We start from the raw sequence: 23780 nt of genomic DNA on the forward strand, positions 1-23780 counted from the left end.
GTCACGTGATCGTGTACTCGGGCCCGCTGCCGCCCTCGGGCGGCGTCAGGCGGCCGCCCTTGGCGGTGATCGCGCCGCACTGCACGCAGTTCGACGGGTTGACCTTGACCGTGACGGTGCCGTTCTGCGGCGCGTCCTCGTCGATCTCGTAGACCTTCGCGGGGCACATCCAGACCCAGGTGGTGGCGAGCGCCGTCGGGACGTCGCGCTGCAGGCGGATGTGGTTCGGCTGGTCGTCGCGGGTCGCGTTGCCGCTGGCGAAGACGCTCGAGAGCTTGTCGAAGATCAGCTCGCCGTCGGGCTTCGGGTACTTCGCCTGGCGGTTGCCGACGAACACCGGCTCGCGGGCGTCGGTCTTCGACTTGACGCGCTTGCGCGGGAGGTGGCCGAAGGAGGCCGTCGCCATGCCGTGGACCATGCCGCCGTAGATGAAGCCCTTCTGGAAGGCGGGGCGGATGTTGCGGACCTTCCACAGCTCCTTCCAGATGGAGGAGTCCTGGACGGCCTTCGTGTAGCCCCAGAGGCCGGCGGGCGTGGTGGCCTTGCCCTCCTTGAGGGACGCGTAGATCTGCTCGCCGGCGAGCTTGCCGGAGTGGATCGCGTGGTGGACGCCCTTCAGGGCCATCATGTCCACGAAGCCGGCGGAGTCGCCGACCATCACCGCGCCGGGCACGTGCAGGCGGCTCGGCAGGCCCCAGAGGCCGCCGCCGGGGATCGTCTTCGCGCCCCAGGCGAGGCGCTTGCCGCCGGCGAGGATCTCGCGCAGCAGCGGGTGCGTCTTGAACTCCTGCAGCAGGTCGTGCGCGGACAGCGTGGCGTCGGCGTAGTCGAGCCCGATGACGTACCCGAGCGAGACCATGTCGTCGCCCATCGGGTAGATCCAGGAGCCGCCGTACTCGCGGTACTTGGTCTGCATCCGCAGCGGCCAGCCGAGCGTGTGGATGACCTTGTCGAGGGGCTTCGCGACCTGCCAGACCTCCTTGACGCCGAGCTCCCAGCTCTGGGTGGCGTCGCGGTCGAGGTCGTAGTGGCGGCGCAGCACGCCGGTGAGGTGGCCGGGGGTGCCCTCGGCGAGGACCGTCACCTGGGCGTGGACCTCGGCGCCGGGCTCGAACGCGGAGAGCTGCTCGCCCTCCTTGCCGCGGCCCTTGTCGCCGGTGACGACGCCCATGACGCGGCCGGAGTCGATGATGAGCTTCTGGCAGTCGGTCTCGGGGAGCATGAAGGCCCCGAGCTCCTCCGCCTGCTCGCCCATCCAGCGGGCCAGCTTGCTGATCGAGACGACCCAGTTGCCGTGGTTCTTCATCTGCGGCGGGGTCGGGATGCGGATCTTCGACTTCGGCCGCATGAAGTAGACGGACTCGCCGGTGACGGAGCCGTAGTGCGGGATGTCGTCGGCGGCGACGTCCGGGAAGAGTTCCTGGATCGGGCCGGGCCGCATCACGGCGCCCGACAGCAGGTGCGAGCCGGCCGTCTTGCCCTTCTCGGCGACGGCGATCGGCACCTCGCCCAGCTGCTCCATCAGCTCGGGGTCGTCACCGAGGAGCTGCCCAAGACGGACGGCGGTCGCGAGGCCCGCGGGGCCCGCTCCGACGATCAGGACGCCGACGTCGATCCGCTCGTCCTCGGCCGCTGCCGGCGGGACGATGTGGTCGGACGGCTGGAAGGGCGGCGGGTAGTCGGCCGGGAGGGTGCTCATGCGGCGGGCTCGCTGGCGTCGGGAACGAGGACTTGCGCGATCTTACCCGCCGTGGCCGGGTACGAATGGCCCACCCCGCGGGCGGGGGCGTCGTCCGGCATGCGGACGGGGAGGCGCGCGGAGCGCCGGCCGGGGTCGCCCCCGGCCGGCGCGTCGCCGCGCGGCACGCTCAGAGGGAGATGGCGTCCCGCTGGCCGCTGACCTCGTTGGTCAGCTCCGTCACGACCGACTTGGCGTCGCCGAACACCATCGAGGTCTTCTCGTTGAAGAAGAGCTCGTTCTCGATGCCCGCGAAGCCGGCCCGCATCGACCGCTTGACCACGAACACGGTCTGGGCCTTGTCGACGTCGAGGATCGGCATGCCGTAGATCGGGCTGCCCTTGTCGTGACGGGCGGCCGGGTTGACCACGTCGTTGGCGCCGAGCACCAGCACGACGTCGGTCTGCGGGAAGTCGCCGTTGATCTCGTCCATGTCGAGCAGCTGCTCGTAGGGGACGTTGGCCTCCGCGAGGAGCACGTTCATGTGCCCCGGCATGCGGCCGGCGACGGGGTGGATCGCGAACCGCACCTCGACGCCCTCCTTCTCGAGGGCGTCCGCGAGCTCGCGGACCTTGTGCTGCGCCTGCGCCACCGCCATCCCGTACCCCGGGACGATGACCACCGACGAGGCGATCTTCATGAGGTCGGCCGCCTCGTCCACGGAGGCGGAGCGGTAGGTGCCCTGCTCCTGCCCCTCGCCCGACCCGACGGCGTCGGTCGCGCCGAACGCGCCGAAGAGGACGTTCGAGAAGGAGCGGTTCATGGCGCGGCACATGATGATCGCGAGGATCAGGCCGGACGCGCCGTCCAGGGCGCCGGCGACGATCAACAGCTTGCTGTCGAGCACGAAGCCGAGGGCCGCGGCCGAGAGGCCGGCGTAGGCGTTGAGGAGCGCGATGACCGTCGGCATGTCGGCGCCGCCGATCGGGATGATCAGGAACACGCCGAACACGAGGCCGAGGGCGGCGATGACCGGGACGGCCCAGTCCTGGTCGGGGTTGAACACCTGGTAGATGATCAGGCCGACGGCGATGGCCAGGACGCCCGCGTTCACGAGGTTCTGGCCGGGATAGACGATCGGTCGCTGCGGCAACCACTCCTGCAGCTTGCCCGCGGCCATCAGGGACCCCGTGAAGACGAGCATCCCGAGCCCGATCTCGATGCCGATGACGCCGAGGTCGAACTTGGAGAAGTGCTCGCGCTCGAGGAAGAAGTGCGCGATGCCGATGAGGCCGGCCGCGAGGCCGCCGAAGGCGTGCGACAGGGCGATCCGCTGGGGCATGGCGGTCATGGGGACCAGCAGGCCGAGCGGGACGCCGATCGCGGAGCCGATCAGCAGGGCGACGGCGATCAGGACGTAGCCGGTGCCCGTGATGTCGGGCCAGAAGAGCGTCGCGACGATCGCGATGCCGAAGCCGATCTCACCGGCGAGGACGCCGCGGCGGGCCGTGGAGGCCTGCGACATCCACTTCAGGGAGAGCGCGAACCCGAGGGCCGCGACGAGGTAGGCGAGCTGGATCCAGTTCATGCGGTCCATCAGGCGACCCCGTCCTCGACGCCGGCCTCGGGCTTCGGCGTCCGCTCACGCGGCTTGAACATCTTCAGCATGCGGTCCGTGATGATGAACCCGCCGACGAGGTTGATGGACGACGCGACCACGGCGATGAAGCCGAGCACCTGGGCGTAGGTCGTGTGGCCCTGGCCGAGGATGACCATGGAGATGACCAGCGCGATCGCCGACAGGGCGTTCGTGAGGGCCATGAGCGGCGTGTGCAGGAGCTTCGGGATCCGCCGGATCGACTCGAAGCCCACGAAGGCCGCGAGCATGAAGATGAAGAGGCTGGTGATGATGACGTCACTGCTCATGAGGTGACGCCCTCCTCGGCGCCCAGGGCGGCCTGCACCCTGTCGTTGACGATGCGACCGTCCTTGCTGACCATGCTCTGGTTCACGATGTCGTCGTCCGGGTCGGGCGCGACGGCGCCGCCGGAGACGATCAGCGCGAGGAAGTTGGCGACGTTCTTGCCGTACATCAGGCTCGCGTGGTTCGGGGCCTGCGACGGCACGTTGACCGGGCCGATGACGGACACGCCGTCGATGTCGACCGTCTCGCCGGGCCGGCTCGGCTCGACGTTGCCGCCCTGCTCGGCGGCGAGGTCCACCACGACGGACCCGGGGGCCATCGCGCGGACCATGTCCTCGGTGACGAGCACCGGGGCGGTCGCGCCCTGCACCTGCGCGGTCGTGATGACCACGTCGGAGCGGGCGACCACCTTCGTCATGAGCTCGCGCTGCTTCGCGATCTGCTCGTCGGTCATCTTGGTCGCGTAGGCGCCGGACCCGCCGCCCTCGCCCTGGCCGGTGTCGAGGTCGAACTCGACGAACTTGGCGCCGAGGCTCTTGACCTCCTCCTTCGCCGCGGCCCGCACGTCGTAGGCCTCGACGACGGCGCCGAGGCGACGCGCGGTGGCGATGGCCGACAGGCCGGCGACGCCGGCGCCGACGATGAACACCCGCGCGGGCGCCATGGTGCCGGCGGCGGTCGTCATCAGCGGGAAGACCTTCGGGAGCGCCGTCGCGGCCATGATCACGGCCTTGAAGCCGGAGATGTTGGCCTGCGAGCTGAGGACGTCCATCGACTGCGCCCGCGTGGTGCGGGGCACGAGCTCCAGCGAGTGGAGGGTGACGCCCTTCTCGGCGAGCGCGGCGGAGACGGCGGGCGCCGCGAACGGCGCCGCCATGCCGACGACGACCTGGCCGGCGTGCATCTTGGCGAGGTCGGGGCTGGCGGGGTCACCGCCGAGGACGCGCACGCAGGCGACGACGGGTGCGGCGAGCACCTCGTCGCGGGTGCCGATGCGGGCGCCCTTCTCCTCGTAGGCCGCGTCCGTGAAGCCGGAGGCCACTCCGGCCCCCGACTCGACGAGCACGGAGGCCCCGAGCTTCTCGATCGCGGCGACAACCGCGGGGGTCAGCGCGACGCGCCGCTCCCCGTCGAGGGTCTCCGCGGGCACGCCGATGGTCAGCGGCGCGCGCGTGGCTTCGGCCCCGTCACTTGGGGCGGGTGGAGAGCTGGTCGACACAGTGTGGGATCCCGGGACGCTGACGAGGGTGCAGGTTTCTACCGTACGGCGTGCGAATCCGTCAACGCACGGAAGCACAGGCCGTTGCGGCGATCGGAGGGCATCGGGACGAAACCCCGTGGTTTTCGAGGTTGATCGTCACGCGGCGCCCCCGACGTGGGCCGAGAGCCTACCCGGCGCGGCGGCGGCGCGCGGGGATCGGTCGCCGCGGGACCCCCGCGGGCGGCCGGGCGCTACCGCACCACCCGGGCGCTCCGCAGCGTGCCGCCGGTCGTGAACCGCAGCGCCGCGCGGGTGGCGGCGCCCATCGCCGGCACGTGCTCCCAGGGGCCGAGGACGCGCCCGATCCAGTGGCCGGGCAGGACGCGGCTCGGCGGGGCGCGCAGGATCGTCGCGAGCGACGCGGTGGTGCGGCCGCCGTCGGGCCCGGTCAGCACGCTCGTGACGCTGATCCGCACGCGTCCGGCGGCGGCGAGCCGCGCCCGGACCCGGGCGGGGAGGACGAGCCGTACGCGCACCGCGCCCGCGGCGGCGACCGCGGTCTCGGCGGCGGGGATCGTGACGGTCCGGCCGTCGATCGTCGCGCGGACCGTGCTGGCGAGGGTGCCCGGACCGCTCACCGCGACGTTCACGCCGGCGACGCCGAGGGCCGTCGGCGACTGACCGGCGTCCGGCGCGGGTGCGGGGGCGGGTGCCGTCACCGGCGCCGGGGCGACCGCCGGGGGGACGGCGGGGGCGGTCGCGGTGCCCGAGAGGCCGGCGACCACGGGCGAGGTCCGGCCGTTGCCGGGGACCGTGAGGACCGCCGACTTTGCGCCCGCGGACGAGGGTCCGAACGCGATCTCCACGGTGCACGCGGCCCCGGCCGGCAGCACCCGGCCGGAGCAGGCGTCGGCCACGACGGCGAACTGCGCGGGGTCGGTGCCGGTGATCGCGGCGGAGCCCGGCGTGAGGCGACCCGTGCCGGTGTTGGTGACCGTGAACGTCCGCCCGGCGGAGGTGGTCCCCGGGGCGCGGTCGGCGAAGGCGCCGGCCGCCGGGGCGAGGACGGCGACGGGGTCGGTGAGGACCACGGCGACGCCGGTGGGGCCGGGGGCGCCGGGGATGAAGTCCTCGTCGACGTCCGTGCCGTCGGCGCCGGCGCGCCCGACCCGGTTCGCCGTGTACTCGGCCCAGTAGACGTGCGTCCCGTCGTTGGCGAGGTAGTTCACCGGGGAGGTCAGCGGGATGAACCCCGGGGTGACGCCGCTGCCGTCGAGGGCCGCGCGGCCGATGGAGCGGACCCCGCTGATGCTGCTCCCCCAGTAGACGTGGCCGCCGTCGACCGCCACGCCGAGCGAGGCGGTCCCGGTGGAGATGAACGCCAGGTCGGCGCCGGTGCCGTCGAGGGCCGCCCGGCCGATCGCCTGGAAGTTGTAGTCCGTCCAGTAGACGTGGGTCCCGCTCACCGCCAGGCCGCTGATGGAGTACCGGCCGGTGCTGATGAACGCCTGCGTGGCATCGGTGCCGTCGAGGTCGGCGCGCCCGATGGTGCCGTCGCCGGTGTTCACCCAGTAGACGTGGGTCGCGTCGATCGCGAGCCCGCTCGGGCCGTCGACCCCCGTGATGAAGTCGGCCTCGATGCCGGTGCCGTCGCGCCGTGCGCGGCTGATCCGGTTCGTGTCGTTGCTGCTCCAGTAGACGAAGTCGTCGTCCGCGGCGATGCCCCGGGGGTAGGTCTGCCCGGCGATGAAGTCCTGCTCGGCGTTCGCGCCGTCGAGGTCGGCGCGCCCGATCGCGTTGTAGTTGGTCCACACGACGCCCGGCGCGGCGGAGGCGGTGGGGACGCCGGCGGCGAGCGCCAGGGCCAGCAGGGCGCCGGCGAGGTGCCGGCGGCGCGGCGCGCCGGGGCGGCGGGGGGCGACGGGCATGTGGGACTCCTTGCAGGAGGCGGCCCGCCACGAGGTGGCACGGGTGGAACACGGTGGCGCCCCCGCCCATCGGCATCCCGGCGGCCCGGCGCGAGCCCCCGGTCGGCGCGTCAGGGCCCCGAAACGACGAGAAGCCCTGCATTTGCAGGGCTTCTCGTCAACGGGATGGAGGATAGCGGATTCGAACCGCTGACCTCCTGGGTGCGATCCAGGCGCTCTCCCAACTGAGCTAATCCCCCCGGTCCGCCGGGGACTGTATCGCGCCGCCGCCCGCACGTCAGCCCGGTGGTGGGGACAGCGGACCCCGGCGCTACCCTGGGTGGGTGATCGATCTCCACGCCCACCTGCTCCCCGGCGTCGATGACGGCCCCGCCACCATGGGGGATTCCGTCGCGATGGCCCGGGCGGCGTGGGAGAGCGGCACCCGCACCATGGTCTGCACCCCCCACATGATCGCGGGGTACCCCACCGATCCCCCCCGCGTGCACTCCGGCGTGCGCGACCTGGCGGCCGCCCTGCGCGAGGCCGAGATCGGGCTGAAGGTGACGACGGGCGCCGAGATCGCGCTCGACCACCTGCCGCGGATGAACGATGCGGACCTCGCGATGTCGACGCTCGGCGGGCGGGGCGAGTGGCTCCTGCTGGAGATGCCGTTCCTCGGCTGGCCCCTCCGCCTCGGGGAGATCCTCCGCGACCTCGAGATCCGCGGCTTCCGGGCGATCCTCGCGCACCCCGAGCGGGCCGACGCGATCCAGCGGTCCCCCGACCGCATCCGCGACGTGATCGGCCGCGGCGCCCTGGTGCAGCTCACCGCGGGGTCGTTCCTCGGTGACCACGGCCCGGCGGCGCGGCGTACGGCCGGGATCCTGCTGGCCGGCGGCGCGGCGCACCTGATCGCATCCGACGCCCACTCGGCGGGGCCGTGGCGCGGGCCGGAGATCGGTCCCGGCCTGCAGGCCGCCGCCGACGCGATCGACGTCCACCCGCAGACGCTCTCGTGGATGGTCGACGAGGGCCCCGCGGCGATCCTGGAGGGCGGCCAGGTGCGGCCGCCCCGGATCACGTCGTCGCGAACGCCCCGGGGGGGCGGGCGTCCGGCGCCTGCCGGGCCGCGATGACCGACTCGTACGTGAGGCGCAGCCCGTCGCGCAGCGAGGTCTCGGGCCGCCAGCCGTAGAGCGCCGCGGCCTTCGCGTTGTCGAGGGCGCTGCGCTGCAGCTCGCCGGGCCGGGCGTCGGCGAACTCGGGGTCGCCCTCGTAGCCGAGGCCCTCGAGCAGGTCGAGCACGGTGATCTCGGTGCCGGTGCCGATGTTGACGGTCTCGCCGGGCTCGCCCGCCTCGGCGGCGAGGAAGGCGCGGACGACGTCGCCCACGTAGACGTAGTCGCGGGTCTGGAGGCCGTCGCCGAAGATGCGGGGGCGGTCGCCGTCGAGGACCTTGCCGCAGAAGATCGCGACGACGCCGGCCTCCCCGTGGGGGTCCTGGCGGGGGCCGTAGACGTTGCCGAGGCGGAGCACCGTGGCGGGGACGCCGTAGAGCCGCCCGTAGAGGCCGCAGTACCCCTCCCCCGCCATCTTGCTCATCCCGTAGTGGGAGAGCGGGCGGGTGGCGGAGGTCTCGGGGCTGGGGACGGGGAGCTCGGGGTACTCGCCGTACCCGGCGCCCCCGGTGGAGGCGAAGACGACGCGGGCGCCGACGGCGCGGGCCGCCTCGAGCACGTTGATGGTGCCGATGACGTTGACGTCGGCGTCGAAGGCGGGGTCGTCGAGGGCGCGGCGGACGTCGGCCTGCGCGGCGAGGTGGAAGATCACGGAGGGCTTCGCGGCGGTGGCGACGGCGACGAGGTCGTCGGCGCGGCGGATGTCGAGCTCGTGGAACTCGGCGTCCGCGGGGAGCCGGATGCGCTTGCCGTTCGAGAGGTCGTCGACGATGTGGCACGCGCGGCCGTCGGCGAGGACGGCGTCGGCGAGGTTCGACCCGATGAACCCTGCGCCGCCGGTGATGAGTGCGGTGCTCACGCTGTTACCTTTCGGACGTGTGAGGGCCATTCCTGAAACGAGGGGCAGTGTGGATCACGCTCCCGTGAACGGCAAGGCGCCGCGGGCGGCCGTACGGTGACCGTTCCCGACGAGGAACCCCGCCGCCCCGGCGTCTACGCGCGGCTCGCGGAGGAGGCCGACGTGCACCGCGTGGTGCTGACGCCGCCGCCGTGGGTGAGGTGGGCGGGCCGGGGCATCTGCCTCGCGATCGTGGCGGGCGTCGTCGCGACCGCGCTGCAGGTCCACCCCTGGTGAGCGGCCGCTTCATCGCCCTGGAGGGCGTCGACGGCAGCGGCAAGAGCACCCAGGCGGGTCTGCTGGCGGACGCGCTGGAGGCCGCGGGCCGGACGGTGCTGCGCACCCGCGAGCCGGGCGGCACCCCCGTCGGCGAGCTGATCCGCGACGTGGTGCTGGCGGCGCCGTCGTTGTCGATGACCCTGCTCGCCGAGGTGCACCTGTTCGCCGCGTCGCGGGCCGAGCACGTGCGGGCGGTGCTGCGTCCCGCGCTCGCGGGGGGTGCCTGGGTGGTGAGCGACCGCTTCGTCGACTCGTCGCTCGCGTTCCAGGGGGCGGGGCGGGGCCTCGGCATCGACGCGGTGTGGGAGTTGAACCGGTCCGCGGTCGACGGGTGCCTGCCGGACCTGGCGGTGGTGATCGACGTGCCGGGCCCCCTCGCCGCGGCCCGCCGCAAGCCCGCCCCGGACCGCATCGAGGCGGAGGGCGAGGGGTTCCACGCCCGCGTGGCGGAGGGGTACCGGGAGCTCGCCGGGCGGTTCCCGGAGCGGGTCCGCCTGGTCGACGGCCGCGGCACGCCGGACGAGGTGCACGCCCGGGTGCGGGACGCCGTGGCGGTGCTGGCGTGATCACGATCCCGGGTCAGCCGCTGGCGCAGCGCATCCTGCGGGCCGTGCTCGCGCGCGACGACGCCCCCCAGCAGCTGCTGCTGTTCGGCCCGCCGGGGACGGGGAAGCGCGCGGCGGCGCGGGAGGCGGCGTGGTCGCTGATGGACCCGGAGGGCGTGCACGAGCGCACGGCGCGCGCCCTGGACCTGACGGTGATCGAGGCGACGGGCCAGCAGATCCTGTTGCGCGACCTGGAGGAGGGCCTGTCCCAGATCGCGGGCCGCCCGAGCGTGATGCGCCGCCGCGTGATGATCGTGCTCGACATCGAGCGCCTGCGCGAGCAGGAGTCGCGGCTGCTGAAGACGCTGGAGGAGCCGCCGCCGCGGTCGCACATCATCGTCGTGACGGACCACCCGTCGGACCTGCTCGACACGATCCGCTCCCGCTGCCTGCCGGTGCCGTTCCGCTCGCTGGGCTGGCGGCACGCGATGGAGCAGATGGACCCGTTCGCGTCCGAGATGCACCGCATCGGCGTCGATTTCGCCCTGACGGCGCTGGCGGGGCGGGCGACGGCGCCGGCGGCGGTGGTGCAGGCGATCCAGTCGCGGATGGAGGGCGCCGCGGACGGCAACCCGTCGGAGGAGCTGGTGCGCCTGCGGGCGGAGGCGGCGGGCCTGGAGGGCAAGCGCGGGGAGCGCACGGCGGTGAAGCGGGCGGAGGACCAGGAGAAGCGGGAGCGCCGGCGGATGGTCACGGACGGCTGGACCCAGGTGCTGGACGCGGCGGCGGCGACCGCCGCGGACGCCCTCGCGGTCGCGGTGGGGGCGGAGCGGGCGGTCCGCCACGTGGAGCGGCTCGACGATCTGCGGGAGGTGGGTGTGCCGGAGCGCCTGCCGTTCCTGGAGCGCGCCGTCGCGGAGATCCAGGTGTCGCGGGCGGATCTGGAGCTGAACCCGCGGGTGGAGCTCGCCGCGGAGGCGCTGCTGGTGCGGCTCGACGAGGCGCGTCACGGCGCCCACGGGCGGCTGGTCGGGCCGGGGCGCCTCGGGTTCTGAGGGGCGGGCGCGACGGCGCCTCAACCGGCGGGAGGGGTCGTCTCGTAGTCGCAGGCGACCCGTCCACTCCCCTGGAGGTCCCTCCCATGAGGTCCACTCTCGGTCGCCCCCGGCTGCTCGTCGCCGTCGCCGCGGCCGCCCTCACCGCCGCCGCCCTGATGCTCGTCCCGGGCGCGATGGCGACGAAGGGCAAGCCCGCTCCCCCCGCCGCCCCGGCGGCGCAGGCGGATGTGCTGCTCTACAAGGGCGCGACGACCGTCGCGCTCGACCCGGGCGCCGCGGCCGCGCTGACGTCGCTCGGCATCTCGGTCGCCCCGTCGGGCAACGCCTACGCCGGTTCGAAGGGCATCAGCTTCCCGATCTCGTTCGGCGTCGTCGACGCGACGACCCTCGCCGGGCAGATCCGCCACTCCGGCGGGCTGAAGTTCACGAAGGACGGCACCACCGTCTACCTGAGCCGGTACTTCATCGACATCGACGATTCGCCGAGCCTGTCCGGCCTCGTCGGGACGGCGAAGAACGGCGGCGACCGCGCCGACCTGTTCTCCCTCGACCTCGCGAACCTGAAGGTCGACGCCGGCAAGCGCTACATCAAGCTGTCGGGCGTGACGCTGAAGCTGACCGCGGGTGCCGCGGCGGCGCTGAACGGCGCGTTCGGCGATGGCGGCACCCCGTTCGCGGAGGGCCTGGTCATCGGGTCCGCGACGGTGGCGGCGCACACGTACACGAAGGGCGTCTGAGCACCTGACGGCCTGACCCCACACGAGACGAGGGGCCGCGGCGCACCTTGAACGCCCGCGGCCCCTCTTTCGTGTGGAGCGACGTCACCTCCGGAGCGTCACGTTCCCGGAGCCCCGGCGGCGGCGCCTCAGCTGGTGGAGACGGACGGCCCCTCGCCCCGAGCGGGGCTCAGAGCGACGGACCGCCCTCTATCGCCGTGTCCAGAGGCCGTCACCTCCCCGCGGCCAACCGCCCGTCCGGGCGTTGATCGTCCGGCCACGTGGTCGTGGTGGTCCGTACGGGGTGCGCCGCATCGTGGCGCGCGCTGGGAGACGCGACATCGTCGGGACGTCGTCCGGGCGAGGTGCTCCGTTCGACCGCGAAGCGCTCTGGAGCGCGACCGTCAGGATCCCCCGTGGGTTGCCCCTCAGGGTGACGTATGGAGCGCGGTCGACCTGCTGTCGCCTGTGCATCCCGTCCTCATCCCGTTCCCGCGGTTCGACCGTGCAAGCGGGGCACTGGATGGAGCGGCGCCGCTCACGATCTCTGCATCGACCATGGCCCCTTCCGGGACCCGCGTCAAGGTCTGGGAGGGAACGTCTCGAGGGGGCTTCCGATCGGGGTGCCCGGCTCGCTAGGCTTCGGGGTCGTGGGCCTTCACGGGCCCCCGGGCCGACGTAGCTCAGTTGGTAGAGCACTTCACTCGTAATGAAGGGGTCCGCGGTTCGAATCCGCGCGTCGGCTTCCCCTCAGGTGGCGGGGTCTCTACCCGGGACGGTTCCGCTCATCGCTCCCGGACGGCGTAGGTCAGGTGGGTGACCCTCCCGGTCGGCTCGGCGTCGACCGGTTCGAGGGCCACGCGGGTCGCGTCGACGCCCTCGAACAGGCGGGTCCCCGCGCCGAGGAGCACGGGCGAGAGCGCGATCGTGAACTCGTCGATGAGACCGGCGTTCAGGTACTGGAGGATCGTCGCCCCGCCGCCGGCGATGCGGACGTCCCGGTCGCCCGCGGCCGCGCGGGCCCGGTCGAGCGCGACCGCGATGCCGTCGTCGACGAAGTGGAACGTCGTCCCGCCCGGCCGCTCCCACGGGTCACGGGGATCGTGGGTGAGCACGAAGACGGGCGTGTGGAACGGGGCCTCCTCCGGCCACGCCCCCTCGCCGAGGTCGAACATCCGCCGGCCCATCACGCTCGCGCCGGTGCGCGCGAACGTCTCCCGCAGGATGTCGTCGTCGCGCCCCTCCTCGCCGCCGTCGCCGAGCCGCAGCCTCTCCCGGAAGGACCTGAGCGGGAGGATCCACTGCTGCAACTCCATCCACTGCGCCGTCCAGCGGCGGCGGTCCGGGTCGTCCGCGCGCTCCTCGGGCGCGACGAACCCGTCGAGCGACATCGAGACGCTGAAGAACACCTTCCCGGCCATCAGTCCCCCGCCCCGATCCCGCGTGTCTCGGTGACGTAGGCCGCCAGGTTGGCGAGGGTCTGCCGGCCGCCCTCGACCGCGTGGTACCTCTCCACGGCCACGTCGCGCAGCTCCCTCGTGGGGAACACCGTGACCATCTCGATCCGCGTCGCGACGCCGTCGGGCGTGAAGGTGAGGACCGACGTGAACGCGTCCGGGTCGTCGCGGGACTCACCGTGGCGCAGCACGATCCGCTCCGGCGGGGTGATCTCCGTCCAGGTGATCCACTCCGGGTAGTCCGTCCCGTCCGGCCCGTGCATCGTGAACTCCCACACCCCGCCAACCTGGAACGCGAACGCCTGCGTGGTGGTGGTGAACCCCTCCGGCCCCCACCACCGCGACAGGTGCCGGACCTCGGTGAACGCCGCGAACACGAGCTCCCGCGGCGCCGGGATGACGCGGTCGATCGCGATCTCGCGGTCCGCCGTCGCCGACGGCGCCTGCACGTGCGCGTCCCGTCCCGTCGCCGCCATCCCTCACCCCTCCCGTCGAGTCTGCTCGAGGTCCTGCACGTACGCGTCGAGGCGGTCGAAGCTCTCGTTCCAGAACCGCTCGAACCCGCCGGTCCACTCATGAAGCGGCCGCAGCCCACGGGCGTCGAGGCGGTACAGGCGCTGACGCCCCTCCCGGCGGTCCCGCACCAGCCCCACCTCCCGGAGCACCCGCAGGTGCTTCGACGCCCCCGGCTGGGTCGTCCCCAGCTCCCGGGCCACCTCCGTCACCGGCCGCTCACCCGCCCGCAGCAGCGTCAGGATCTGCCGCCGCTGCGGCTCGGCGATCGCGTTGAAGACGTCGGAGGTGGTCGCGGCCCGTGCCATGCGCTGATCATATTCTCATATCGGCATGCGTCAACCCGTGGGATCCGATGATTCGTGGCGGAGGCGACCATGGCATCGGGGGCGGCACGCGAGTTCCCCGCCGCGGGTCCGTGTAGCGTCGGGCCGGTGAGCATCGACCTCCAGGGAGGCGGGGTGTTCCTCCTCGACGGAGGGGAGTCCCTCGCGGAGCTGACGGAGGCGCCGTTCGCGAGCGAGGACGACTTCCAGGCCCTGGTCGCTCGGCACCCGCGCTTGATCGCCGCCGCGCTCTCGGAGGAGGGCACGTCCCGCTGGCTCCTCGTCGCCCGGGAGCAGGGGATCGCCGAGACGCTCGACGGGTCCCTGCGCTGGTCGGTCGACCACCTCCTCCTCGACGGAGAGGGGGTGCCGACCCTCGTCGAGGTGAAGCGCTCCACCGACACCCGGCTTCGTCGCGAGGTCGTCGGGCAGATGCTCGACTACGCCGCCGGAGCGGCGGCCAGCTGGCGGGCATCGGACCTGCGCGGCCAGGTCGAGGCGACGGATCCCGACGCGCTGATCGGACTGCTCGGCCCCGACGCGGAACCAGAGGTCTTCTGGGGCCGGGTGGAGTCCAATCTTCGCGCGGGGCGCCTGCGGCTCGTCTTCCTCGCCGACCGGATACCGACCGAGCTCGAGCGGATCGTCGAATTCCTGGACGCGCAGATGGAGCTCTGCGAGGTCCGGGCGGTCGAGCTACGCCGCTTCAGCGAACCCGGAGGGCGGTCGACGCTCGTCACGCGACCGGTGGGCCGCACCGCGATGGCCTCGACCCGTGGCGCCGGGGGCACCCCGGGACGGCAGTGGGACGAGGCGTCGTTCCTGGAGGACCTCGCCGCGAAGGGAGGCCGGCTCCAGGCCGAGCGCATGGTCTGGCTGATCTCCGCCTTCCGTGCCCGCGATCTGCGGCTCTGGTTCGGGCGCGGGATCCGAGCCGGCTCGCTCATCCCCATTCGCGACGTCCCTGACGGACGCCGCTTCTACCCCCTCGGCTTCTGGAGCTCGGGCTCGGTGGAGGTCCAGTTCCAGCACATGCAGCCGCCCTTCGACCGCACCGAGATGCAGGAGGCGTTCGCCGATCGCCTCGAAGCGATCCCGGGCGTGAGCATCCCCCGCGACCGGCTCGGCAAACGGCCGAGTTTCCCCCTCTCGCTGGTCGTCGAGCAGGCCTCCGCGGAGGAGTTGATCGCGACGCTCGACTGGTGCCTCGAGCGCTCAGTCCAGGAGCCGACACCACCCCGCAGCCCCGATCCTGGGTGATCGGGTGGCACGTCAGTGTCAGCCGCCAGGCGGCTGATCGCCGGGCACCCGCCACGGGTGACACGGAGAGGGGAGCGCGGATCGCCGTCTGGCAGACGGGCTCCGGTGGCCTCGGCTGGATCGATGCGCTCGTGCGAGAAGGCCGCGCGCTCAACCTCGGCGGCAACGGCTACCCGTACCGGTACACCGCGCCCGCCCGACACCTCCTTCCGGCGATCGAGGATGGCCCGCCGGAGGCTCGCGATCCGTGGGTACACGGCTCGGGCGACATGCTCGGGGAGGATTGGAGTGGACGGACCGTGATCGACCGTCCGGCCGCCCGCGACTGCCCACCCGACGAATGGCTCGTGGTCGAAGCGTGGGACGAGAGTTGACCGACACCTGATCCGGGCGGCTCCGGGTCGCAATCCCGTCGAACCCTGACCGCACCGAGCTCACCCGGCGGCGCGGCGCACGATCGCGGCGATCCGCTCCTCCGTCGCCGCGTCGAGGGCCGCGAGGAACCACGCGGCCCCGACGAGCTGGTCCGGCGCCCCCTCCTCGACGGAGATGTCCGCCTTCTCCGTCAGGCCGAACGACATCACCCCGTCATCGACGCGGAAGAAGCAGAGGACGGGACCGCCCTTCGTGTACCCCGGCATGCCGTACCAGAGCTTCGGGCGGAGCTCCGGGACGCTCTCGAGGATCACCTCGTGGACACGCCGGCAGATCGACCGGTACGGCTCGTCGAACGAGGCGATCTTCGCGGTCACCGCGTCCTCGTCGTCGCCGGCCTTCTTCGACCTCTTCCTCTCCGCCACCCCGACCACCTCTCCTCACGCCCCGACACGGGACCTGGAACCGCCCCGGCCGGGGCGGTTCCGTCGACACCTATCAGGGCCGCCCACGTCCGGGATAGGCGCGGCGTGTGACGGTGACGCGCGCACCCGCACCCGGGCGTCAGGTCAGGGCCCTCACCCGGCGCGACAGCGCCCGGAGCGCCCCGTGGCGCGAGACGCCCCGCCCCACCAGCTCGGCCGGGGAGGCGGGGTGCCGCGAACGCGCCACCCAGAGGGGGAGCGGGAACCCGTAGCGCACCCGCACGTCCGCCTCCGGCCAGACCGCGGGCGGGCGGGCCGTCGCGTCGGCCGCGCGCCCGACGGCGGGCGCGCTCACGCCGCCGACCCACCGTGCGCGACGACACCCCCGGGCGGCGACGCCGACCGGACGACCCTGCCGTCGTCGTCGCGCCAGCGCAGGTGGGGGCGACGGCCGCGGCGGCGGCACTCCTCGAGGTGGCGGGACAGCTGGTCGCGCCCCGCGCACACCACCTCGCTGCCGTCCGGCTCGACGGCCACCACGATGCCGGGGCCGAGCACGCGGTCGGGGAGGGAGCCGGTGGCCGCGGTGCGGGACGGGGGTGCGTGGCGCCGGCTGCTCGACAACTGGAACGTCTCCCACGTCGGCTCGGCCCGGGCGGCGGGGCGAGCGGGTTCACACCTCGGGGGAGGTACGCGCGCCGGGGGGGCCCTGCTTCCCCGGCACCCCCCATCCGCCGCCGGGCGGGACGCCGTCACGGGGCGGCGCGGATCCCCTGGGCACGGGTCGTCCGCCGGATATCCTGCGGCCCGCGTGCCCCGACCCGGAGCCGAGCGAGACGTGCCGACGCGACGCCCATGAGCGAGGGTGGCTTCCACACCGCACGGGACCGCTCACGGCCCGAGCTGCTGTGGTTCCTCCGCCACAAGGACGTCCTCGGGCGCTGGCCCGTCATCGCCGAGGACTGGGCGCACCAGGTCGAGGCCCGCCGCGAGGCCGAGGTCAACCCCACCGGGCGGGACATCACCTACCTGCACGGCGCCGGCCGCTGACACCGCCGCCCGTCGGGCGCCGACGGGGGCTCAGTGGGCCCCGTCGACCCCCAGGCCGTCCGTCGCCGCGAGCCGCAGCAGCGCGTCCACCACAACGGGGGCGAACTGGCGACCCCGCTCCCGCCGCATCTCGTCGAGGGCCTCCGCCCGCGGGCGCGGCGCCGCGTAGATGCGCGCCGAGCACATCACGTCCATCGCATCCGCGACCGCGATCACCAGGGCGCCCACCGGGATCTCCGCACCCGCGAGCCCCCCGGGGTAACCGCCGCCGTCCCAGCGCTCGTGGTGGTGGCGCACCCAGCTCACCTGCTCCGGCGACAGCACCTCCGCGCCGATCTGCGCGCCGAGGACCGCGTGGGCCTTCACCGTCTCGTACTCGGCGGCCGTCAGCGGGCCCGGGTTCAGCAGGATCGCGTCGGGCACGCCGATCTTGCCGACGTCGTGGATCAGGGCCGCCTCGGCGAGGGACGTGATGCGCCCGATGTCCCAGCCGAGGGCCGTCGCCAGTTTCACGCTCAGGTCGGCGACGCGCTCCGAGTGCAGGCGCGTCGACGGGTCCTTCGCGTCCACGGCGCGGGCGAGGGCGCGGATGCCCCGGATCGTCTGGCTCTGGTCGCCGCCCAACCCGGCCCGGCCCTCCGACCCCGCCCGGGCGGAGGCGACCTGCGACTGCCGCCACACCTGGTTGCGGCCGCGCTCCTTCGCCCAGTAGAGCGCCTCGTCGGCGAGCCGGTACAGCTCCGCCGGGCCCCCGGTGCGGGACAGCTCGCAGACGCCCCCGGAGATCGTGATCGACACCCCGCGCGCGAACCCCTCGGCCTCGATCGCGTGCCGCAGGCGCTCCGCCGCCCCCCGCGCCGCGTCCTCGCGTGCGTCGGGCATCAGCCACGCGAACTCCTCGCCGCCCATCCGCGCCAACGTGTCCCCCGGCCGCACCAGGGCGCGCATCCGGGCCGCGACCTGCCGCAGCACCTCGTCGCCCGTCGGGTGCCCGTAGACGTCGTTGACCTCCTTGAAGTGGTCGAGGTCGAGGATCACCAGCGACAGCCCGTGCCCGTGCCGGCGGGCGCGGGCCGCCTCGTCGGCGAGCCGCTGCTCGAACGCGCGGCGGTTCGCGAGACCCGTCAGGGTGTCCGTCGTCGCCAGCTCGTGCAGCTCCGTGTGGGCCTGCGCGTTCGCGACGGCCAGGGCGACCAGCTCCGCGAACCGGGTCAGCCGCACGTCCGCGTCGGGGGACAGGCCGTCGTCGCGCTTGGTGGTCGCGAGGACCGCCCCCCACAGGGCGCCCGACACGTCCACCGGCGCCGCGACGCTCGCCCGGTACCCGTGGCTCAGGGCGTGGATCCGCAGCGGGGCGCCGGCGGGCAGCGACGCGTAGTCGGCGATCGCGGCGCTCGAGCGGGTCGTCGCGACGCGCGCCAGCGCGCCGTCGCCCGTCGCCGGGAGGCGCTCACCCAGCGTCGAGTGCCCGCCGTGGCTCGCGACCACCACCGCCTCCCGGCCCTCGAACCGCGCCACGAGGGCCGACTCGACCCCCAGCAGCCCCGCGCACTCGCGCGCCACCGCCCCGAAGATCTCGTCGGCGCTCGTGCCGCGCGCGACCTCGATCGCCACCCGCCGCAACGCCGCCTGCTCGGCGGCGAAGGCCTCCTGGCTCTCGGTCAGACGGGCGAGGCGCGCCTGCGCCACCCGCTGCGCCGTGATGTCGGTGATCACCCCGCGCAGCCCCACCACCGTCCCGGCGTCGTCGCGCGCGAGCCGGACGATGTCGCGCACCCACACCTCGCGGCCGTCGCGGGCCACGACCCGGTACTCGAAGTCGTGGTCCCGGCCGGCGGCGGTCTGCGCCATGCAGAACGACGCCGTGGCGGCGCGGTCGTCGGGGTGGATCATCGCCGCCCAGGACGCGAAGTCGGTCCACGCGCTCCGTGGGTACCCGAGCACCCGTTCGGCGTGCTCGCTCACGAACGTGAACCGGTCGGCGGCGGGGTCGAACGCCCAGATGATGGCGTCGAGGTCCTGCACGAGCTCGAGCAGGCCGAGGTCGTCCGCGTCGGGCGGGCTGTCGAGTGGCGTGACGTGGGGCCCGATGGTCATGGGGCGTCGGAGCTCCGGGAGCGGACGGGGTGGGACGGGATACTCATCGGCCGCATCCTCTCCTGCATTACCCCCGCACGGCGACGGGGGCCCCGGGACCCCGCAACGGCCCGCGCGGGGCCCGTCGGCGCGTCAGCGGGTGCCGGCGGCGCGCCGGACGGCGCGCGGGTTGGCGATCGGCGTCAGGGTGCGCTCCAGGCACTCGCGCAGGTGGGCGTGGATCGCGGGCACCCGCAGCTCCTCCCCCAGCCGGTCCGGGTCCTCGTCGACGGCGAACCCCGGGGACATCGTCGCGATCTCGAACAGGATGCCCCGTGGGGTGCGGAAGTAGATCGCGTCGAAGTAGTCGCGGTCGATGACGTCGGTGACGAGGCCGCCCGCCGCGGCGATCCGGTCGCGCCACGCGACGTGGTCGGCGTCCTGCGACGCCCACGCGATGTGGTGGACCGTGCCCGCCCCGGGGCGGCCGTTCGTCGTCGGCGGGTCGAACGTCCAGTGGACGTGGCGCTCCTCGCCGTCGAGGCGGTACCGGCCGTCGCCGAGGTACGTGAACCCCAGGGTGTCCGTGAGCAGCCGCTCCTCGACGTACGCGTACTCGCTGAACGCGCGCACGCCCTCGACGCCGGTGATCGCCGACGCCGCCGGGATCTCCGGGTGCTCCGCGCGCAGGGGCGGGTTGCCGTCGTCGGCGACGACCAGCTCCAGCCCGAGGCCGTCGGGGTCCTCGAACCGCAGCACCCCGTCCTCGCGGACGGCCGGGTGACCCGCGGCCGCCAGGCGCGCCTCCCACAGGTCGAGCGCCTCGGCCGGGACGCCGAGCTGCACGGTGTGGATCATCCCGAGGCCCGCCCGGCCGCGCTCCGCGCCCGCGTACTCGAAGAACGTCAGGATGGAGCCCGGCGCGCCGCGCTCGTCGCCGAAGTAGAGGTGGTAGGCGCCCGGGTCGTCGAAGTTCACCGTGGTCTTCACCAGCCGCAGCCCGAGGACGTCGGCGTAGAAGTCCACGTTCCGCTGGGCGTCCGCGGTGATCATCGTGATGTGGTGGAGGCCCTCGAGCTTCATGGCGTCGTCCCCTCGCGCGGTGCACAGATCGTTGCGCGAGCAAATATATCCGGTGGTGCTTGCGCGCGCAAGCACCGCCGGCGGCTCAGAGCCCCCAGTGGTGGCCGATGACCGACGCCGCCCGCGAGGTGGCGAAGTCGGGGGCTACCGACCGGGGCGGGCGGTCGTCGGCGAGGGCCCCCATCGTCGCGATCACCGACTCCGCCAGCGCCCCCAGGGCGTATCCGCCCTCCATCACGGCGCCGACGGGCGCCCCCACCCGCGTCCCGAGCGCCCGCACGTGACGGGCCATCTCGGCGAACGACGCGGCGTCGAGGAGGCAGCCGCCGAGGGGGTCGTCGCGGTGGGCGTCGAAGCCGGCCGAGACCAGCACCAGCTGCGGCCGGAACTCCTCGGCGGCGGGCACGACGATCCACTCCAGGAGGGACAGCCAGGCGTCCTCGTCGCTGCCCGCCGGCACCGGCAGGTTGATCGAGAACCCCGTCCCGGGACCCGACCCCACGTCGAGCAGCGGGCCCGTGCCGGGGAACATCCCGCCCTGGTGGATGCTCGCGTAGAGCACGGCGTCGCTGCGGCGGAAGATGTCGTTGGTGCCGTTGCCGTGGTGGACGTCCCAGTCGATCACCAGCACCCGCGCGAGGCCGTGCGCGTCGAGGGCGTGGCGGGCGGCGACGGCGACGCTGTTGAGCAGGCAGAACCCCGACGTCGTGTCGTGGGCGGCGTGGTGGCCGGGGGGCCGGACACCGCAGAACGCGACGGGCGCCTCCCCACCGAGCAGCGCGTCGACCATCGCGCACGCCCCGCCGGCGGCGCGCCGGGCCGCCTCCCACGACCCCGGGCCGACGGGCGTCTCGGGGTCGAACGCGCCGCCGCCGCCGGCGCTCATCGCGCGGAGCGCCTGGACGTAGCGGGCGGAGTGGACCGCCGTCAGCTGCGCGTCGGTCGCGGGCGGCGCGGTGCGGCGGGCGTACCCGAGCCAGCCCCGCCGCGTGAGGGCGTCGGTGACGGCGGACATCCGCTCCGGTCGCTCCGGGTGCCCGCCACCCGTCACGTGACCGATGGCGGCAGGGTGGGAGAACCAGAGGGGCGGGCTCACGGCGGGGCGGCCCCCCACTCGGGCGGCGGGGCGGCGTGCAGCGACGGCCAGGGCGGGGCGGGGGGCGCCGGGGCGACGCGCACCCGGGCGTCGAGGATCACGACGCCCTCGGGCGACACGTTCACGGGGTTGCAGTCCAGCTCCACGATCTGCGGGTGGGCGTGCACCATCGCGGCGACCCGCAGCACCAGCTCCTCGAGGGCCCCGACGTCGCAGGGCGGGGCGCCCCGGTAGCCCTGCAGCAGCGGCAGCATCCGCAGGCCCGCGACCATGGTGCGGGCGCCGAGGTCGGTCAGCGGGGTGAGGCGGACGGCGATGTCGCGGTGGATCTCCGCGCCCGTCCCGCCCATCCCGCACACGACGACGGGGCCGAACTGGGGGTCGGTCGTGCTGCCGACGAGCATCTCCACGCCGCCGCGCACCATCGGCTGCACGAGGAAGCCGGTGACGTCGTGGCCGAGGACGGCGAGCCGGTCCCGCATCTCCTGCGCGGCGGCGGTCACGGCGGCCACCCCGGCCAGGCCGAGGCGCACCGCCCCGACGTCGGTCTTGTGCACCAGCCCCGCGGCGATCGCCTTCAGGGCGACGGGCTCGCCGATCGCGGCGGCCGCCGCACCGGCCTCGGCGGGCGTGGCGGCGACGCGGGATGTGATGAGCGGCAGGCCGTAGCAGGCGAACAACGCCGCCAGGTCCGCCGCGGGCAGCCACTCCGCGCCCGCCACCACGGCCCCCGAGAGGAGGCTCGTCGCGTGCTCGGGGCGTGTGCCGGGGAACCCCGGGACGCGGCCGGGCGGGAGGCGGCGCCAGTCGGCGTACCCCACCACCCGCGCGAGGGCGGTCGCGGCGGCCTCCGGGTACTCGTAGACGGGCGGCGCACCCGGCGACGCGGTCTCGAGGGCCTCGGCCCGGTCGGCCGCGGACATCAGCACGGAGATCACGGGGAGATCCGGCTGCAGACGGGCGGTGACGGCCTGCACCTCGGCGGCCACGGCGCCGCCCACGCTCCCGAGCCCCGGCTGGATGTAGATCACGATGACGGCGTCGAGCCCCCCGTGGACGATCATCTCCTCGAGGACGGGCCCGAAGTCCTCCGGGCCGGCGGCGGCGAGCAGGTCGACGGGGTTCCCGAGGGACGCCTCCGCGGCGACGAGGGGACGCAGCCGCTCCCGCAGGTCCGGGGGCAGCTCGACCACGTCGAGGCCCTGCTCCTCGCAGGCGTCGGCGCAGAGGATGCCGGGGCCGCCGGCGTTCGTGAGGATCCCGACCCGCCGGCCCGCGGGCAGCGGCTGGCCCGACAGGAGCCGGGTCACGTCGAAGAGCTCCGCCAACGTCGCGGTGCGGATCACCCCCGCCTGGCGGAAGAGGGCGTCGACGGTGACGTCGGAGGCCGCGACCAGCGCGCCGGTGTGGGAACCGGCCGCGCGCGCCCCGGCGCCGCCACGGGCCCCCTTGATCGCCACGATCGGGGTGGTGCGCGACAGGCGCCGCGCGACCCGGGCGAAGGCGCGCGGGTTGCCGAACGACTCGAGGTAGAGCAGGACGACCTCGGTGGCGGGGTCGTCCTCCCAGAAGCGCAGCAGGTCGTTGCCGGAGATGTCGGCCTTGTTCCCGACCGAGACGAACGACGAGATCCCGACGCCCATCTCGCGCGCCCGTTCGAGCAGGGCGATGCCGAGCCCGCCACTCTGGGAGAGCATCGCGACGTTGCCGGCCGGGGGCATCCCCGTCGCGAACGTCGCGTTGAGGCGGGCGCCCTCCGCGGTGTTGATGACCCCGAGGCAGTTGGGGCCGACGAGGCGCATCCCCGTCGCCCGGCAGATCTCGACGAGCTCGGCCTGGGCGGCGGAGCCGTCGGCGCCGACCTCCGCGAACCCGGCGCTCAGGACCACCAGGGAGCGCACCCCCCGCACCCCGCAGGCGCGCGCCACGTCGAGGACGCTCCGGGCGGGCACCGCGACGACGGCCAGGTCGACGCCCTCCGGCAGGTCCTCCACGCCCGGCAGGCACGGCAGGCCCTGGACCTCCGTCGCCGACCGGTTCACCACGTGGAGCGCCCCCGCGTACCCGCCGGCCCGGAGGTGGCGGAGCACCTCGCCGCCGACGGAGCCGGGGCGGCGCGACGCCCCGATCACCGCGACCGACTCCGGGGCGAGCACGCGGCGCACCATCGCCGCGGCGGCGGTCCGCTGGCGGTCCTCGAAGGCGGCGGCCGCGGTGGGCGACGGCGACGACGGGAACCGCACGAAGTGGGTGCCGCGGTCGCTGCGCAACAGGACCGGGAAGCCGCTCGCGCGGAACATGTCGATCATCCGGCGGTTCTCGGACATCACCTCCGCGTCGAGCAGCTCGACGCCGGCGGCGTGCGCGTGCTCGGCGAGGTGGGCGAGCAGCAGGGTCCCGAGTCCCCGTCCCTGGAAGTCGTCGGCCACCGTGAAGGCGACCTCGGCCACCCGGCCGCCGGGCTCGCGGACGTACTGGGCGTGCCCGACGATGCGCTCGGGGACCCCGCTGAGCACGACGAGGGCGTGGTCGCCGGGGCCGCCGCCGAGCGCCATGTCGCGCGCGGCGCGCGCCGGGTCGACCCTGCCGAAGAACCGGTTGCGCAGCGCGCCGGGCGACAGCCGCTCCAGGAAGGCCGTCAGCGCCGCGAGGTCGTCGGGGCGCACCGGGCGGACGCGGGCGGTCGAGCCGTCGCGCAGCTCGACATCGACCACGTCCGCCACGGTCGCCAC

The 23780-nt window shown here is 74.2% G+C and carries 24 protein-coding genes and 2 tRNA genes; 9 read left to right on the forward strand and 17 right to left on the reverse strand.

Going from position 1 to position 23780, the window contains the following annotated elements:
- Position 1: 1 nt before the first annotated feature.
- From IU369_RS16785 to IU369_RS16810, 6 genes are all read right to left on the reverse strand, one after another.
- On the reverse strand, positions 2-1699 hold the full coding sequence (locus IU369_RS16785; protein ID WP_217922130.1) for an electron transfer flavoprotein-ubiquinone oxidoreductase: 1698 nt from the start codon (positions 1697-1699) through the stop codon (positions 2-4).
- A 169-nt stretch (positions 1700-1868) separates the two neighbouring features.
- Positions 1869-3275 (reverse strand): NAD(P)(+) transhydrogenase (Re/Si-specific) subunit beta, encoded by a 1407-nt coding sequence (locus IU369_RS16790; RefSeq protein ID WP_217922131.1) that lies wholly within the window; start codon positions 3273-3275, stop codon positions 1869-1871.
- Entirely contained in the window at positions 3275-3604 is a 330-nt protein-coding gene (locus IU369_RS16795) for an NAD(P) transhydrogenase subunit alpha part 2 (protein ID WP_217922132.1), read from the reverse strand. Before IU369_RS16795 ends, IU369_RS16790 begins: the two co-directional genes overlap by 1 nt.
- Positions 3601-4752 (reverse strand): NAD(P) transhydrogenase subunit alpha, encoded by a 1152-nt coding sequence (locus IU369_RS16800; protein WP_217922133.1) that lies wholly within the window; start codon positions 4750-4752, stop codon positions 3601-3603. Before IU369_RS16800 ends, IU369_RS16795 begins: the two co-directional genes overlap by 4 nt.
- A 302-nt stretch (positions 4753-5054) precedes the next feature.
- Positions 5055-6731, reverse strand: a complete 1677-nt coding sequence (locus tag IU369_RS16805) for a choice-of-anchor D domain-containing protein (protein WP_217922134.1) — start codon at positions 6729-6731, stop codon at positions 5055-5057.
- A gap of 166 nt (positions 6732-6897) precedes the next feature.
- Positions 6898-6970: transfer RNA gene (locus tag IU369_RS16810), tRNA-Ala, on the reverse strand.
- A gap of 84 nt (positions 6971-7054) precedes the next feature.
- Here IU369_RS16810 and IU369_RS16815 point away from each other — a divergent pair.
- A complete protein-coding gene (locus IU369_RS16815) occupies positions 7055-7849 on the forward strand; it encodes a tyrosine-protein phosphatase (RefSeq protein WP_217922135.1) in 795 nt (264 codons plus the stop codon).
- Here the strand turns inward: IU369_RS16815 and IU369_RS16820 are convergent.
- The gene (locus IU369_RS16820) at positions 7791-8750 is read right to left on the reverse strand and encodes an NAD-dependent epimerase/dehydratase family protein (RefSeq protein WP_246551295.1); all 960 of its coding nucleotides are present in this window, start codon (positions 8748-8750) and stop codon (positions 7791-7793) included. The genes IU369_RS16815 and IU369_RS16820 overlap by 59 nt on opposite strands.
- Positions 8751-8846: 96 nt before the next feature.
- Here IU369_RS16820 and IU369_RS16825 point away from each other — a divergent pair, with 96 nt between their 5' ends.
- The 5 genes from IU369_RS16825 (at position 8847) to IU369_RS16845 (ending at position 12132) form a co-directional block, all read left to right on the forward strand.
- Complete coding sequence (locus tag IU369_RS16825; protein ID WP_217922137.1) at positions 8847-9026, forward strand: hypothetical protein; 180 nt, start codon at positions 8847-8849, stop codon at positions 9024-9026.
- On the forward strand, positions 9023-9634 hold the full coding sequence (gene tmk / locus IU369_RS16830; protein ID WP_217922138.1) for a dTMP kinase: 612 nt from the start codon (positions 9023-9025) through the stop codon (positions 9632-9634). The genes IU369_RS16825 and tmk overlap by 4 nt, the downstream gene beginning before the upstream one ends.
- Positions 9631-10668 carry an AAA family ATPase gene (locus tag IU369_RS16835; protein ID WP_217922139.1) on the forward strand — a complete coding sequence of 346 codons (1038 nt, stop codon included), beginning with the start codon at positions 9631-9633 and terminating at the stop codon, positions 10666-10668. Before tmk ends, IU369_RS16835 begins: the two co-directional genes overlap by 4 nt.
- Positions 10669-10754: 86 nt before the next feature.
- The gene (locus IU369_RS16840; RefSeq protein ID WP_217922140.1) at positions 10755-11408 is read left to right on the forward strand and encodes an HtaA domain-containing protein; all 654 of its coding nucleotides are present in this window, start codon (positions 10755-10757) and stop codon (positions 11406-11408) included.
- A gap of 651 nt (positions 11409-12059) precedes the next feature.
- A tRNA-Thr gene (locus IU369_RS16845) sits at positions 12060-12132 on the forward strand.
- 40 nt (positions 12133-12172) lie between these two features.
- Here the strand turns inward: IU369_RS16845 and IU369_RS16850 are convergent.
- The 3 genes from IU369_RS16850 to IU369_RS16860 are packed head-to-tail and all read right to left on the reverse strand — an operon-like array spanning position 12173 to position 13665.
- Entirely contained in the window at positions 12173-12808 is a 636-nt protein-coding gene (locus tag IU369_RS16850; protein ID WP_217922141.1) for a dihydrofolate reductase family protein, read from the reverse strand.
- Positions 12808-13320 carry an SRPBCC family protein gene (locus IU369_RS16855; RefSeq protein WP_217922142.1) on the reverse strand — a complete coding sequence of 171 codons (513 nt, stop codon included), beginning with the start codon at positions 13318-13320 and terminating at the stop codon, positions 12808-12810. Before IU369_RS16855 ends, IU369_RS16850 begins: the two co-directional genes overlap by 1 nt.
- A gap of 3 nt (positions 13321-13323) precedes the next feature.
- Complete coding sequence (locus IU369_RS16860; RefSeq protein ID WP_217922143.1) at positions 13324-13665, reverse strand: ArsR/SmtB family transcription factor; 342 nt, start codon at positions 13663-13665, stop codon at positions 13324-13326.
- Positions 13666-13791: 126 nt separating this feature from the next.
- Between IU369_RS16860 and IU369_RS16865 the strand changes: the two genes are divergently transcribed.
- Entirely contained in the window at positions 13792-14943 is a 1152-nt protein-coding gene (locus tag IU369_RS16865) for a hypothetical protein (protein ID WP_217922144.1), read from the forward strand.
- On the forward strand, positions 14940-15317 hold the full coding sequence (locus tag IU369_RS16870) for a hypothetical protein (protein ID WP_217922145.1): 378 nt from the start codon (positions 14940-14942) through the stop codon (positions 15315-15317). The genes IU369_RS16865 and IU369_RS16870 overlap by 4 nt, the downstream gene beginning before the upstream one ends.
- Before the next feature lie 60 nt (positions 15318-15377).
- Here the strand turns inward: IU369_RS16870 and IU369_RS16875 are convergent, their stop codons facing one another.
- The 3 genes from IU369_RS16875 to IU369_RS16885 all read right to left on the reverse strand — a co-directional run bounded on the left by IU369_RS16875 (position 15378) and on the right by IU369_RS16885 (position 16367).
- The gene (locus IU369_RS16875; RefSeq protein ID WP_217922146.1) at positions 15378-15743 is read right to left on the reverse strand and encodes a DUF1801 domain-containing protein; all 366 of its coding nucleotides are present in this window, start codon (positions 15741-15743) and stop codon (positions 15378-15380) included.
- A gap of 139 nt (positions 15744-15882) precedes the next feature.
- Positions 15883-16098: a hypothetical protein gene (locus IU369_RS16880; RefSeq protein ID WP_217922147.1), complete on the reverse strand. Its 216-nt coding sequence runs from the start codon at positions 16096-16098 to the stop codon at positions 15883-15885.
- The gene (locus IU369_RS16885) at positions 16095-16367 is read right to left on the reverse strand and encodes a hypothetical protein (protein ID WP_217922148.1); all 273 of its coding nucleotides are present in this window, start codon (positions 16365-16367) and stop codon (positions 16095-16097) included. The genes IU369_RS16880 and IU369_RS16885 overlap by 4 nt, the downstream gene beginning before the upstream one ends.
- 231 nt (positions 16368-16598) lie before the next feature.
- Between IU369_RS16885 and IU369_RS16890 the strand changes: the two genes are divergently transcribed.
- Entirely contained in the window at positions 16599-16793 is a 195-nt protein-coding gene (locus tag IU369_RS16890; protein ID WP_217922149.1) for a hypothetical protein, read from the forward strand.
- Between the two features lie 30 nt (positions 16794-16823).
- On the opposite strand, the gene IU369_RS16895 is transcribed toward IU369_RS16890, so the two are convergent.
- The 4 genes from IU369_RS16895 to IU369_RS16910 all read right to left on the reverse strand — a co-directional run bounded on the left by IU369_RS16895 (position 16824) and on the right by IU369_RS16910 (position 23771).
- Positions 16824-18890 (reverse strand): diguanylate cyclase, encoded by a 2067-nt coding sequence (locus IU369_RS16895; protein ID WP_217922150.1) that lies wholly within the window; start codon positions 18888-18890, stop codon positions 16824-16826.
- 132 nt (positions 18891-19022) lie between these two features.
- Positions 19023-20027 (reverse strand): VOC family protein, encoded by a 1005-nt coding sequence (locus tag IU369_RS16900; protein ID WP_217922151.1) that lies wholly within the window; start codon positions 20025-20027, stop codon positions 19023-19025.
- Between the two features lie 10 nt (positions 20028-20037).
- A complete protein-coding gene (locus tag IU369_RS16905; RefSeq protein ID WP_217922152.1) occupies positions 20038-21048 on the reverse strand; it encodes a histone deacetylase family protein in 1011 nt (336 codons plus the stop codon).
- Positions 21045-23771: a bifunctional acetate--CoA ligase family protein/GNAT family N-acetyltransferase gene (locus IU369_RS16910; RefSeq protein WP_217922153.1), complete on the reverse strand. Its 2727-nt coding sequence runs from the start codon at positions 23769-23771 to the stop codon at positions 21045-21047. The genes IU369_RS16905 and IU369_RS16910 overlap by 4 nt, the downstream gene beginning before the upstream one ends.
- Positions 23772-23780: the final 9 nt, after the last annotated feature.

This window comes from Miltoncostaea oceani (assembly GCF_018141545.1).
Taxonomy (GTDB): Bacteria; Actinomycetota; Thermoleophilia; order Miltoncostaeales; family Miltoncostaeaceae; genus Miltoncostaea; species Miltoncostaea oceani.

Excerpts from the sequence above, each read along its gene's own strand:
- IU369_RS16785 (WP_217922130.1), bottom strand. The coding sequence starts at position 1,699 with ATGAGCACCCTCCCGGCCGACTACCCGCCGCCCTTCCAGCCGTCCGAC.
- IU369_RS16790 (WP_217922131.1), bottom strand. The coding sequence starts at position 3,275 with ATGGACCGCATGAACTGGATCCAGCTCGCCTACCTCGTCGCGGCCCTC.
- IU369_RS16795 (WP_217922132.1), bottom strand. The coding sequence starts at position 3,604 with ATGAGCAGTGACGTCATCATCACCAGCCTCTTCATCTTCATGCTCGCG.
- IU369_RS16805 (WP_217922134.1), bottom strand. The coding sequence starts at position 6,731 with ATGCCCGTCGCCCCCCGCCGCCCCGGCGCGCCGCGCCGCCGGCACCTC.
- IU369_RS16840 (WP_217922140.1), top strand. The coding sequence starts at position 10,755 with ATGAGGTCCACTCTCGGTCGCCCCCGGCTGCTCGTCGCCGTCGCCGCG.
- IU369_RS16850 (WP_217922141.1), bottom strand. The coding sequence starts at position 12,808 with ATGGCCGGGAAGGTGTTCTTCAGCGTCTCGATGTCGCTCGACGGGTTC.
- IU369_RS16855 (WP_217922142.1), bottom strand. The coding sequence starts at position 13,320 with ATGGCGGCGACGGGACGGGACGCGCACGTGCAGGCGCCGTCGGCGACG.
- IU369_RS16860 (WP_217922143.1), bottom strand. The coding sequence starts at position 13,665 with ATGGCACGGGCCGCGACCACCTCCGACGTCTTCAACGCGATCGCCGAG.
- IU369_RS16890 (WP_217922149.1), top strand. The coding sequence starts at position 16,599 with ATGAGCGAGGGTGGCTTCCACACCGCACGGGACCGCTCACGGCCCGAG.
- IU369_RS16895 (WP_217922150.1), bottom strand. The coding sequence starts at position 18,890 with ATGACCATCGGGCCCCACGTCACGCCACTCGACAGCCCGCCCGACGCG.